9 protein-coding genes and 1 rRNA gene are annotated in these 12,856 nt (G+C 46.6%); 8 read left to right on the top strand and 2 right to left on the bottom strand.

The features are described 5' to 3' along the window. Positions 1-132: 132 nt before the first annotated feature. The gene (locus H525_RS0106810; protein ID WP_027415594.1) at positions 133-4,623 is read right to left on the bottom strand and encodes a glutamate synthase-related protein; all 4,491 of its coding nucleotides are present in this window, start codon (positions 4,621-4,623) and stop codon (positions 133-135) included. Between the two features lie 464 nt (positions 4,624-5,087). Then, on the bottom strand, positions 5,088-6,380 hold the full coding sequence (locus tag H525_RS0106805) for a glutamate-1-semialdehyde 2,1-aminomutase (protein WP_027415593.1): 1,293 nt from the start codon (positions 6,378-6,380) through the stop codon (positions 5,088-5,090). Between the two features lie 159 nt (positions 6,381-6,539). On the opposite strand from H525_RS0106805, the gene H525_RS0106800 reads away from it, so the two are divergent. From H525_RS0106800 to H525_RS0106765, 8 genes are all read left to right on the top strand, one after another. Next, positions 6,540-7,547 (top strand): ABC transporter ATP-binding protein, encoded by a 1,008-nt coding sequence (locus H525_RS0106800; RefSeq protein WP_027415592.1) that lies wholly within the window; start codon positions 6,540-6,542, stop codon positions 7,545-7,547. Next, positions 7,540-8,334, top strand: a complete 795-nt coding sequence (locus H525_RS0106795; RefSeq protein WP_027415591.1) for an ABC transporter permease — start codon at positions 7,540-7,542, stop codon at positions 8,332-8,334. The genes H525_RS0106800 and H525_RS0106795 overlap by 8 nt, the downstream gene beginning before the upstream one ends. A gap of 3 nt (positions 8,335-8,337) precedes the next feature. Further along, positions 8,338-9,123: an ABC transporter permease gene (locus H525_RS0106790; RefSeq protein WP_027415590.1), complete on the top strand. Its 786-nt coding sequence runs from the start codon at positions 8,338-8,340 to the stop codon at positions 9,121-9,123. 78 nt (positions 9,124-9,201) lie between these two features. After that, positions 9,202-9,678 carry a thioredoxin-dependent thiol peroxidase gene (gene bcp / locus H525_RS0106785; protein ID WP_027415589.1) on the top strand — a complete coding sequence of 159 codons (477 nt, stop codon included), beginning with the start codon at positions 9,202-9,204 and terminating at the stop codon, positions 9,676-9,678. A 117-nt stretch (positions 9,679-9,795) separates the two neighbouring features. Beyond that, positions 9,796-10,575 carry a class I SAM-dependent methyltransferase gene (locus H525_RS0106780; protein WP_027415588.1) on the top strand — a complete coding sequence of 260 codons (780 nt, stop codon included), beginning with the start codon at positions 9,796-9,798 and terminating at the stop codon, positions 10,573-10,575. A gap of 27 nt (positions 10,576-10,602) precedes the next feature. Further along, positions 10,603-11,556 (top strand): D-2-hydroxyacid dehydrogenase, encoded by a 954-nt coding sequence (locus H525_RS0106775; protein ID WP_027415587.1) that lies wholly within the window; start codon positions 10,603-10,605, stop codon positions 11,554-11,556. 156 nt (positions 11,557-11,712) lie between these two features. After that, positions 11,713-12,264, top strand: a complete 552-nt coding sequence (locus tag H525_RS0106770) for a cob(I)yrinic acid a,c-diamide adenosyltransferase (RefSeq protein ID WP_027415586.1) — start codon at positions 11,713-11,715, stop codon at positions 12,262-12,264. Between the two features lie 444 nt (positions 12,265-12,708). Beyond that, positions 12,709-12,856 (top strand): 16S ribosomal RNA (locus H525_RS0106765); the annotation flags it as partial.

Genomic DNA, 12,856 nt, shown 5'->3' with positions numbered 1-12,856 from the left:
AACACCCGGTATTACTGTATATTACCACGGAAAAAATAAAAAGCAACCGCTCCATGGGAGAGAGCGGTTGCTCGTTATGAGGTAGTAAATCACACTGCAGTGGGAAGCCGCAGGTGAAAAATAAAACACGTTTTATTCAGTAGCAATGGAGGGATCGGCCTGTTCTTTTACAGGAGTCACCATCATAAAATGCTCTTCCGCTCTATTGAGTAAGCTTTGGATTCGAGCTGCTGTTTCCGCCTGGTTGCTGGCCTGCAGTTCTTTAATATACTCGCCAAGCAGGTAGTTTAAGTCTTCTTTGCCGTTTTGACTTAACGGCTGAAGTGTAACCTTGGCGGCTTTTGCAATTCGGCGTTTAAGAGCGGCTTCATCGAGCCCCATTTCAGGTTGAACACGCAAATATACGGTACCACCCGTCATGCCAGAGCAAATCCACGGTCCCGGGTCACCGAGTACGACCGCGCGGCCATTCGTCATATATTCAAAGGCAAATCCTTTAATATTGGCGCGTGCTCCGATTCCTCCGAGTTCATCCGTGATAGGCTGTTGAATTTCACCACCAATGATGACGTCCGCACCGGAAAGACGGATACATGCGCGGGCATCAGCATTTCCCTGAACGATATATAATCCCTTTTGTGCGCCGTAGCAGAAGCTTTTACCTACAGACCCGTTTATAAATTGGCGCCGGGCATTCGGGAATTTCATAATGCTAACACGTCCGCCAAAGCCCGTTTTACCAACGCCGTCCTGCGCACCGCCGCGCACGCGGATGGAAACGCCCTGAGCGTTAAAAGCGGCGAGTCCGTTTCCGGGAACCGATCCATTATCAAAAGTAAGTGAAACTTCGGGAAGATTAACGTAGCTACCATCCAGATACGGTTTAACCCGGGCGCCTGAATAGCGGCTTCCCAGCACCCGCTGGTCGCTCAAAACATCCGTGAACCTCTCTTGGATCGGTGCGTGTGGAGAAGCATAGCTATCAGGTGCTTCGTACGATTCTCCGCCGATCGCAACTAAAACTTTGGATTCTACCTTAACAGGTTCGGAATGTGGGTAGGATGCGCTTGAAAGCAGAGCGGATAAATCCATTTCTTCCAAACAGCGCACCTGTACCATCAGGTCAGCACGGCCGACCATATCCTGGGTACGGGTGAATCCCAGTTCTGCCGTAAGTTTTTTTACATCCTGACCGATGTCAGTAAAGAGGCGTTTCAGGTTCTCCACAGCGATGTCGTAAACGCGAGGTACAAATCGGCGCAACCCGTGCTCTTTCGCTTCTTCAACGGTTTCAATTTGCGTGGCGATCCCCACATGGCAGGTGTCAAGGTGACAACCGCGGCAGGTGGTGCAGCCTACCGCAAGCATGGCAAGTGTGCCGAAACCTACGCGGTTTGCTCCGAGCAGGACGAGCTTGACTACGTCGAGACCGCTCTTTACTCCGCCGTCTGCCCATATTTCAACTTTATCCCGCAGGCCCGCTTCGATAAGAGCGTTATGAGCTGCTTTGACACCAATTTCAACCGGAAGCCCAACGTGCTGCAGCGCATGCACGCGTGCCGCTCCTGTACCGCCGTCAAATCCGCTCAGGGTAATGAAGTCAGCGCCTGCTTTTGCAATTCCTACCGAGATTGTTCCGATATTAGGAACGATCGGCACTTTTACGCAAACTTTTGCTTCATTATTGGCCGTCTTTAATTCGGTTATCATCTGCGCCAAATCCTCAATGGAATAAATATCATGGTTATTGGACGGTGAAATCAGGTCTGAACCAATGGTAGCGTTACGCGCGGCGGCAATTTTGGCGGTTACTTTTTTCCCGGGCAGGTGGCCGCCTTCCCCGGGTTTCGCGCCCTGTCCGATTTTAATTTCAAGCAGGTTGGACGAGTTGGCGAGTTCCACATTCACCCCGAAACGGCCGGAAGCGATTTGCTGTCCTCGGGTTCGACGGTATTTGCCAAGCATATCCTTTATTTCGCCACCCTCACCGTTCAGGCTGATCATGTTAAGCTGGTCCGCCGCTTCGGCATACGCCCGGAACGCGATTTCATTCTGTGATCCGAAGGACATCGAAGAAATAAGGAACGGCAGGCTGTGGTCCCCGATGGATATGTCAACCGAAGCGGGCTCCACGGTCTGTTTCGCTTTTGATTTATCCAAGTCGGCAAGATGACGGATGGAAGTAGGACTTTCTGTTTCTTGCTCCCGCAGCTTCTCCGCGAATTCATGATAAGGCAGTTTACCGGCTGCCACTTCACCGATAGATTTCCAAATGCGCGGCCACAAGTGGAATATTTTCGCTGGCCTTGCTTCGTCATTGGTGAAGTCGTCATGGCGGGCTCTGCTGTCTGTTTCAAGGTTTGCAAACGATAAACCGGCTTTCTCACTGCCGCAGAAGTTCACGATATCCAGAACATTCGCCACTTCCTGGTGCAATCCGATAGAGGAGAAAAGACGGTCATAGCCGCGCAGTTCGTGAATCCCAATCGTTGAAATGACTTTTTCCAATCCTTTATTCAATGCTTGATAAAGATTGTGTACGGAAACTTCCCCTTCTTTTGCAAAAACAGTGGCAAAAAGGAGATAAGGAGAGACGGCATCTGCACCAAGACCAAAGGCAAGCGCCAGGTCGTGCAGGCTGCGAATCGCACCCGAACGTAAAACCAGGCTTACTTGGCGGCGCAGCCGGCTTTGTTTATCCCCATTCATTTTTAGCGCGCTATCCACTTTGGAGATAGCGAGGTGCGGATCGATCCAGTATTTATTGTTTTGATGGCATTGTCCGTCATCAAGCAGAATGATCCGTGATCCTTCCTGTGCAGCAGCTACGGCGTTCGCGGCAATGCGTTCGAGCGCATCGGCGATGGATTCTCCCTCATTAAAATGAGTGTAAATGATGCTGGAGGCGGGTGAGAAGTGTTCAGTAATCTGCTCCAACGACAGGGTTCCCAGTTTTTCAGCCAATGCCTGCAGGGTTTTTCCTTCAAACAGGAGGGGAGAAGGAAGCTCTATTCCTTCTGTGACCTGTCTAACATTCGGATAGAAAGCCGGACGTCCGCCAAGTATCGTCCGTGTCGAGAAATGCTCGATTTCACGCTCGCGGTCAATCGCCGGGTTGGTTACTACCGCTACGCTTTCCTTTATATAATCAGGCAAGTTTTGCCGTGCGTTCGCAATAGCTGCTAGCGGTGCGTCATGGCCGAGTGAACGAATCGGTTCCGCACTGCTGGCCGACATCTGCTCCGCCAGTTGAATATGTTCCCTCTCCCAGCCGAATGCCGAATACAGTTGATTAGTTACATTGTCAATGTCCGCATACGGATTTTTAGCGGCTGCCGCTTTAGCAAAAAGGAGCTGCTTGTTAAAATCTTTAAAGTCAGCTTTTTGACTTGCCCTTGCAAGGACTAGACGCTGCACCTCATGATGCGGAACAACCGTAATCGGCTGACCGGGATTTAGCTGAATGCCGACTTTTTCACCTGGAGCCAGAGCTTTCGGTTCACTCACCATTTCGTAAACCGGGATAACGCCCTGTTCCGATGAAAAATAAAGGGACGTTTCGCTTTCAACCATCCACAGTGGTCGCAGGCCGAGGGCATCAACACTAAAAATACATTCATGTCCATAGCGCGACACGATACCCGCAGGTCCCTGGGCGAAATGGCCCCACGTCTGGCGGAAATATACGTACAAGTCCTGCAGTTCCGGCTTTAGGTTTTTCATTTCGTTAATGATAGGAGGGAAAATAATCTCCATAGACTCGAATAAAGAAAGCCCATAACGGTGAATGAACGTTTCGATCACCCGATTGAGGTTCTGCGAGTCGCTGCCGCCTTTTACAAGGTCAACACCAAGCATCTTCCCCTCGTTTTCCAGTTTGCGGATCGTATTGATCTCACCATTATGCCCCAGAATCGAAAACGGCTGCACACGGAAAAAGTTCGAAAGTGTGTTTGTCGAATAACGGTTATGACCTACCGTAACAGAGGAGGCGAATAACGGATCCTGAATATCCTGGAAGTATTCCGGCAGGATGTTGGCCGCGCCCATTACTTTGTAGGAGGCCGAATAGTTGCTCAGTGAAGCTACATGAACGTTATATTTTTCTTCAATGGCAATCAGCAATTCAAATAAAACCTGTTCGATTTTTTCCGAACCTTCATAGTTAGAAGCGATTTGCCAGAACAGCGGCTCGTCTGCCCGTCCGTTTTTTCCAAGCACCTCGCTGTTCACAGCGTTCTCCTGTTCCAGTTGAATGGAAAGGCCGCTGCCTGTAAACATATTCCGAATATCTGCCATGACCTGCCCGACGTTAAAGTCGCGCGTCGGAATAAAAATATGGGCGACAGCAAACGAAGGGGAATAGGCCAGTTCAGCGGATTTACCGGCATCGGTTAACTTCTTGGCCCACAACTCGCGCGGAATATCACTTAAAATTCCGCAACCATCCCCTTCGCCGTCAATAAAACCAGAACGATGTTCCATCTTAATGAGGGCATCTATAATTTTGGAGATATTATCCCGGTGTGGGTTTCCATTTTTCTCAATGATTGCGACGATGCCACAGCTATCATGTTCTTCCGCAAGATGGTTGCGGAAATTCCCGAAATCAGCTACTTTCATCGTTTCGGTCAGCTAACCTGACCTTCACCTCCCAGTGCGTAGTGTAAATCTCTCATTTTGTTATCTCTATATGTTAATGAGGTTTTTTAAACGATTTCGACAAAAAACAATAAGACATAACTATCTGAAAAGTAAATATAGAATATCACGGATTTGCTGTGCGTACAATAGCGAGATGATTAAATATTCATATGTAAGCGTTTTTATTAGTGAATTGTCACATCGGTGCAATAGTCAGAATATAATATCTACAATTATTTTCACGAATAATAAAAGGTAATTTTTTATTATAGTTCGATATTGTAATGCTTTCATTTGGATAAAAAGCTCATATTTTGGCAGATGAAATATAAATGTTATATTATGTGACAAAAAGGTGAGTGATTTTAAATATTTGCCTATAAAAGAGGAACGAGACTCCTGTCTCATTCCTCTGGCAATGCATAAATATTGAATAAATATAATTAACGCTGCATTTTAATGAAAGAGCGATGTGCTGCATTTATCGTTTCCTGAATGTCGTTTTCTGTATGCGCGGTTGTAATAAACCAGGCTTCATATTTGGATGGAGCCAGGCATACCCCTTCTTCAAGAATAAAGCGGAAGAACCGGGCGAATGCCTCTCCGTCGGTAGCCTGTGCTTCCTCATAATTCGTCACCGGCTTATCGGTAAAATACATGGCAAGAGCGCCTTTGACACGATTAATTGTGACCGAAATCGCTGCAGCTTCAGCCCCTTCTCTGAGTCCTTGTTCGAGCATTGCTCCCAGCTTATCTAATTGGTCGTATACGCCTTCTTGGCCCAGGACTTCTAAACATGCGATTCCAGCCTGGATAGACGCGGGGTTTCCGGCGTGAGTACCGGCCTGGTAGGTGGGTCCTAGCGGTGCTACCTTTTCCATGATTTCCGCTTTTCCGCCGTATGCCCCGATCGGAAGGCCTCCGCCAATAATTTTGCCAAGAGCGGTTAAATCCGGGGTCACACCGAGAAGGTTTTGCGCCCCCCCGTACATAAACCGGAAAGCGGTAATTACTTCATCATAAATAACAAGCCCGCCAGCTTCATGAGTCAGACGGTTTACTTCCTCTAAGAATCCTTTTTTCGGGGTAACAATACCGAAGTTGCCAACGATCGGTTCGACAAGAACTCCCGCTATTTCATTTCCCCATTTGTCCAAAGCGGCTGCATACGCGTCGACGTCGTTATAAGGAACGGTAATAACATCGTTAGCAATCGCCTGAGGAATGCCGGCACTGTCCGGTATTCCAAGTGTGGAGGGGCCGGAACCGGCGGCTACAAGTACAAGGTCGGAATGCCCGTGATAGCATCCTGCAAATTTAATGATTTTATTGCGGCCGGTATAAGCGCGCGCTACGCGAATAGTTGTCATCACGGCCTCTGTTCCTGAATTGTTAAACCGGATTTTTTCCATGGAAGGAATGGCTTCCCGAATTTTTCGGGCGAATTTAATTTCCCACGGGGTAGGGGTTCCGTACAGTGTCCCGTTGTGAGCGGCCCTTATAATGGCTTCCGTAACATGAGGGTGAGCATGACCGGTAATGATAGGGCCGTATGCTGCTAAATAATCTATGTACTTATTTCCGTCCACATCCCAGAAGTAAGCTCCCTCGGCTTTTTCCATCGTAACAGGCGCGCCGCCCCCTACCGCTTTAAAAGCGCGTGAAGGGCTATTAACTCCGCCTAAAATCACATCTTTTGCTTCTTCGTATAATTGCTCTGAACGTAAATGGTCCACCTTTCATGCCTCCTATGCTTTCTGTCGTTATTACTTTATCATATATATTTGCCAAAGAGTATTTGTCAAAGAGCCGATTCTTTTCCTGTTTACGGTAGATGAAATCATTACAGAAAAGAGGTATGATAGTAAAATGGATAACGACAGGAGGGGTTACACATGCTGCGAATCGAGGCAAAAGGACTAACAAAAGAATTCAAAACACATCGCAGCCGAACAGGTCTGTCGGGTGCGTTCCGGGATTTGTTTAATCGCGAGTATAAAACGATGCGGGCGGTAGACCATATCGATTTAAAGGTAAGGGAGGGTGAGATGGTCGGCTATATCGGGGAGAATGGAGCCGGTAAGTCAACGACGATTAAAATGCTAACTGGTATTCTTATGCCAACGTCGGGATATCTGCGGGTAAATGGAATGGACCCGCACCGTGAACGGGAAAAATTCGTTAAAACGATCGGCGTTGTGTTTGGACAGCGAAGTCAATTATGGTGGGATATCGCCGTTCAGGAATCATTTACGCTGTTAAAAAAAGTGTATCGGTTATCTGACGAACAATACAACAAGCATATGAACCACGTAATTGACGTGCTGGATATCGGGGATCTTCTGACAAGGCCGGTGCGTAAATTGAGCCTTGGTCAGCGGATGCGCTGTGAATTGGCCGCTGCCCTCATTCACAACCCGCCGCTCCTTTTTCTGGATGAACCGACCATCGGGCTCGACGTATTGGTTAAATTAAAAATTCGCGATTTTCTGAAGGAAATCAACCAGGAATACGGGACGACGATTCTTCTCACGACACACGATTTGTCCGACATCGAAGCACTGTGCTCCCGGGTCGTAATGCTTGACGAAGGAAAAATCATCTATGACGGGGGTCTGACGAATCTGCGTACAACCTGGGGCAATCAAAAGACGGTATACGTGGAATTCGGCAGCACAGTTTACCTGGAGGATTTGCAGGCTGCAACAGCGGATTTATCCCTGGTTTGGCATAAGGAGAACGATTTGCGCTATCGGGCCGTATTCGCGGAAGAAGCGCTGTCTGTTTCGGATTTGCTCTCGCGGATTATTGCCCGTTACGAGGTAAAAGACGTTTCCATTGAGGCGATCAGCACCGAGGAGATTGTACGTAAAATTTATGAAGAAGGGTTTGCCTATGCTTAAAATGTATGCGGAAATCATCCGCATCCGCTTTTTGACTATGCTGGCTTACCGTGTCAATTACTATAGCGGGATTGTCATTTACAGTATTAATATCGGTGCGTATTATTTCCTCTGGAATGCCATCTATGGCGGACATTCGAAAATGGGCGGTCTCACCGCGATGCAGATGGTGACGTATGTGGCGGTTAGCTGGATGGCGCGGGCTTTTTATTTTAATAACATTGATCAGGAAATGGCGCTTGATATTACAGAAGGCAAAGTCGCCATTGAGATGATTCGTCCCTATAATTATTTAATGGTCAAAATGATGCAAGGATTGGGTGAAGGAATTTTTCGCCTGGTATTTTTCTCACTGCCAGGCATGGTCATTGTCAGTTTTATTTTTCCGATCCATTACCCGTCAAATCCCGGGATGTGGGGCTGGTATGTGTTAAGTCTGTTTATAAGTTTTACGATTAATACGCAGATTAATCTTCTAACTGGTTTGCTTACCTTTTTCTTCTATAATAATGAAGGGATTATGCGAGCTAAGCGAGTAGTGGTTGACCTGTTTTCCGGCCTCATCCTGCCTCTTAGTTTTTATCCGGTATGGGCGCAGGATATTCTAAAGTTTCTGCCATTCCAGGCGATCAGCTACCTGCCCGGGATGATATTTACCGGGGCGCTAAAAGGAAGTGCCATCTATTCGGCTGTCATCATTCAGGTGATCTGGCTGCTTGTCTTAATCGTGCCGCTCCAGTTCTTGTGGTGGAGAGCGCGCAAAAATATCGTGGTACAGGGGGGATAATCCATGTTTTATTTGATGTTGTTTTGGGATTATCTCAAACAGTATTTTAAAACGCGGTTTGCCTACCGGATGGACTTCATTAATGGGATTTTCTCCGATTTCATTTTTCAAGTGACAAACCTGGTGTTTATTCTAGTTGTATTTCAGCATACGTCATTTTTAAAAGGTTGGTCACGGGACGAAATTATTTTTATATATGGTTTTTTTCTCGTGCCTTATGCTGTTTTTTCAACTTTCTTTAACCTCTGGCAGTTCCAGGAGAAGTATATCATTAAAGGGGAAATGGACCGTGTATTGACACGCCCCGCCCACAATCTGTTTCAGGTCATGCTGGAGACGATGGATCCCCAATCGCTCGTGGGTGCGGTAACCGGCATTCTTATCATGGCATATGCGGCATTGCATATGGGGTTGGCGATTGCATGGTATGATCCCATCATCTTTATCTTGCTTGTCCTTTCTTCTGCTCTTGTCTACGGGGGAGTATATGTCGCGATTGCAGCCCTTGGTTTTTTCTCTGATTCGAAAACCGGGATTTCCCCGATGATTTGGAATATCCAGAACTATGGGCGCTACCCTGTTAATATCTATAATAAGGCGATTCGTATTTTGCTTACGTGGATTTTGCCGTTTGCGTTCGTCGGCATATATCCGGCCGCCTATTTTTTAAGGAGGCAGGAGTATTATGTCTATACCATGCTTACGCCTGTCATAGGCATCGTGTTTTTTATCATTGGCATTGCGGTTTGGAACATAGGAGTCAAAAATTATCGCGGAGCCGGTTCGTAAAGAATCGGCTCCTCTTTTTGTTTTCAACGGGAAAACTTGATAAGATGGAAACAAATGATGTAAAAGGAGGATTTTTTTATGGCTACAGTAACAGTTGGACAGGCGGCTCCTGATTTTACACTTCCGGCAAGCAACGGGGACGAAGTATCTTTATCCGATTTTCGCGGAAAAAATGTGGTGCTTTATTTTTATCCGAAAGACAACACGCCGGGATGTACAAAGGAATCATGCGATTTTCGCGATAAAGTAAATGATTTTGAAGCAAAAGATACGGTGATCCTCGGTGTCAGCACGGATGATTTAACGTCCCACGATAAATTTATTAAAAAGTTCAATCTCCCTTTTATCCTGCTCAGTGATACGGAAGCAAAAGTTTGTGAGCTGTATGGCGTATATAAACTAAAAAAGAATTTCGGCAAAGAGTACATGGGGATCGAGCGTTCCACATTTATTATTGATAAAGAAGGGCGCTTGGTTAAAGAATACCGTAAAGTAAAAGTAGACGGCCATGTTGATGAAGCGCTTGCGTTTATTTCAGCGTATAGCAAAGTATAACTTTCCTACACGCATAAGTGCAACTAAGGCTATCGCCTGCGCCTTTGGTTTGGCGCTAGCCAAGTTTTCTTTACAAAATTTAAGCTAACATATGCATGTATGTAAGGGGGTGCCGGTGTGGGAGTTGCCCATTATGATTGGACCGATTATTATGACATTGTTTCAAATGGGCTTGAACACGATATCGAGTTTTATACCGAATTAGCTGGTAACGTCGGGGGACCTGTGCTTGACCTTGGCTGCGGCACAGGTCGAATCAGTATACCGGTTGCTCGTACCGGAACGAATGTGGTTGGAGTCGATTCATCCGGCCGCATGCTTGAGAAGGCCAGGATGAAAGCGAAGCTGATGAAGGTGGAAGACAAGATAAACTTTGTCGAAGGGGACATGCGGACGTTCGAGTTGCGTCAAGTTTTTTCAATGGCCATGATTCCGTACCGTTCTTTCCTGCATTTGCTGACGGTTAAAGACCAGATGATCGCCCTGAGACAAATCAGGAAACATCTCAGTGAGGAAGGTTTGCTTGCGCTAAACATATTTGTGCCTACGATTCGGAGTTTGTATGAACAGGATGAAAAAAGTTCCACGCGCGGGATTTATGAGATTCCCGGAAGCGATGACCGACTGGTTGTATGGGATTATACCCGATATGACCACTTTCAGCAAATTGCGGAGATTATCAGGCAGTACGAAAGGGTTGACAGCTCGGGTGTCGTTTTGCAAAGAGTCGTTGCGCCGTTTCATATACGCTACATATATCCGGCTGAACTCCACCATCTTTTACGCCTGGTCGGTTTTTCTATAGTCGGCCGATACGGTGATTTTAAAAAGGGAACCTTTGGTCCGGAGAGTACGGAACTTGTTATCGTTGCAAAAAATCTGAGGTTTGAAGGATAGGCCCGATTCGGGAGAGGAGCGATACGTATGAAGATTGTTTCAACCGCTAAAATGAGCAGCCGCCACCAGAAAACTCTTACGGAAAGGTTTCCCCATCATACCTTTTATTTCTATGAAAATATCCATGAGGCAAAAGATGATATTACGGATGCTGAAATTGTGGTTACATATGGAGAAGACCTCACTGGTGAGTTGATCGAAACGATGCAGCGGCTTACATGGATTCAGGTGTTAAGCGCCGGGCTGGATAAAATGCCGCTACCATCTCTTGCAGAAAAGGGTATTCTCGTAACAAACGCAAAGGGAATTCATAAAATTCCAATGGCGGAATATACAATTGGTGTGATGCTCCAGGTGGCCAGAGAATTGAATGTGCTTTATGAAAAGCAAAAAAACCGGGAATGGAACCGCACGCTGCGCGTTCAGGAGTTATACGGAAAAACACTCGGAATCATTGGAGTAGGTGCCATCGGGGAAGAAATCGCTATTCGTGCTAAGGCGTTTGGAATGAACGTAATTGGTATTAGCCGAAGCGGGACATCGAAACCCGGATGTGACGAAATGTATAAGCAGGACGATGTATTAACGGTACTCCCCGCCTGTGACTATATTGTTGTTGTAGTTCCTTTAACAAGAGAAACACATCACCTTATAGGAAGAAACGAACTTTTGGCGATGAAACAAACAGCGGTGCTAATTAATATTGCCAGAGGCGAGGTTGTTGACGAGGAGGCTCTTACCCTGCATTTGCAGGAAAAAAAGATCAAGGCAGCCGTACTTGATGTTTTTTCCGAGGAGCCTCTGCCGGAGTCTTCTCCTCTATGGGGATTGGAAAATTGCATTGTTACCCCTCATTTGTCCGGCCGCTCACCGTTTTATATGGAACGCGCATTGGAGATTTTTCATCATAATCTAAACGCCTTCGATAAAGGGCAGGAGACCGAATTGCTCAACCGGATTGATTGCAGCAAGGGCTATTAGGATGTATTAGGATGTAAAGATGCCTGCAGCATGCAAAAAGAGGATGAAAGGGTGAAAAAGTTTGCTTCAAGCATGTGAAGTGTGTTGAGGTATGTGGAAGTGTGTGATGAAGTAACGGGGAGAATATTTGATAGTCAGATGAGAGGGGAATGAACGATGAAAATTTATACAAAGTCGGGTGATAAAGGAGAAACGAGTCTTGTTTACGGGGTGCGTGTACCGAAAAACGATGCTCGGGTGGAAGCGTATGGGACATGCGATGAAGTGAATTCGGCCATTGGATTCGCGTTGAGTTTCCTGCCGGGAGGAGAGGGATGGCAGGAAGTCTTTGAAGTGTTCCATGTTGTGCAAACAAAGCTATTTCATATTGGGGCAGAGTTGGCCACACCTAAAGGCAAAGAGGTCGGGTGGAAAATAGCAGAAGACGACGTTGAATTTTTAGAGCATGCTATTGATAGATGGGACGAAACGTTGCCTGCTCTCACTAATTTTGTGCTGCCTGGCGGCTCGCAGCCCGGGGCAGCCTTACATTTGGCACGTACGGTTTCCCGGCGTGCAGAAAGAAGTGTGATCGTTTTGTTGGAGAAGGAGGAGGTTAATCCGGTTGTGATACGCTATTTGAATCGGTTATCTGATTTTCTGTTTGTGGCCGCACGGTATGTAAACCATAAACTCGGAAAAACAGAACCAACGTTGCACCAGAATTAAGGCTTCTCCAAGAGCTCTGGCGCACATACGGCATGCTTTGTTAGCGTGTAGGGAAGTTTAAACTTCCCTACACGCATTAGGGCAACTAAGGATCTGTAAAACAGTTTGCGCCGAACACAGGAACGGCGGGCATGTAAAAGGAAGCGGATAGAATTTAACAGGGAGTCGGCCGTTTCCAGAATAAACCTTCTTTAAAAAGCTTGCTAAGTATTTTTTTCTGTGATATATTGTTTAAGTCGCCGCTGATAAGCGGTTCGATAAACAGTGATTTCTCATGAAGTTCCTTGAAAACTGAACAGTGAAATGCCAAATGTGCGATATAACCCAGATACAATTCTGGATTTTAAGTAAGACCAGCTTTTTAAATGAGTATTAAGGAACGTTGACTAAGAACGCAACATCGTGTTGCAACGTCGACGTTAGCCCATCCGTGGGCGTCAAACTTTTTTGGAGAGTTTGATCCTGGCTCAGGACGAACGCTGGCGGCGTGCCTAATACATGCAAGTCGAGCGGACTTTTAAAAGCTTGCTTTTAAAGGTTAGCGGCGGACGGGTGAGTAACACGTGGGCAACCTGCCTGTAAGCTCGGGATA

This window comes from Aneurinibacillus terranovensis DSM 18919 (genome assembly GCF_000430625.1).
Taxonomy (GTDB): Bacteria; Bacillota; Bacilli; order Aneurinibacillales; family Aneurinibacillaceae; genus Aneurinibacillus_B; species Aneurinibacillus_B terranovensis.
Note: the sequence above shows the minus strand (reverse complement) of the source record. Positions and strands in the feature narration are given on the sequence as shown.

Coding starts and splice junctions, on each gene's coding strand:
- H525_RS0106810 (WP_027415594.1), bottom strand. CDS start 4,623: ATGAAAGTAGCTGATTTCGGGAATTTCCGCAACCATCTTGCGGAAGAA.
- H525_RS0106800 (WP_027415592.1), top strand. CDS start 6,540: ATGCTGCGAATCGAGGCAAAAGGACTAACAAAAGAATTCAAAACACAT.
- H525_RS0106795 (WP_027415591.1), top strand. CDS start 7,540: ATGCTTAAAATGTATGCGGAAATCATCCGCATCCGCTTTTTGACTATG.
- H525_RS0106790 (WP_027415590.1), top strand. CDS start 8,338: ATGTTTTATTTGATGTTGTTTTGGGATTATCTCAAACAGTATTTTAAA.
- bcp (WP_027415589.1), top strand. CDS start 9,202: ATGGCTACAGTAACAGTTGGACAGGCGGCTCCTGATTTTACACTTCCG.
- H525_RS0106775 (WP_027415587.1), top strand. CDS start 10,603: ATGAAGATTGTTTCAACCGCTAAAATGAGCAGCCGCCACCAGAAAACT.
- H525_RS0106770 (WP_027415586.1), top strand. CDS start 11,713: ATGAAAATTTATACAAAGTCGGGTGATAAAGGAGAAACGAGTCTTGTT.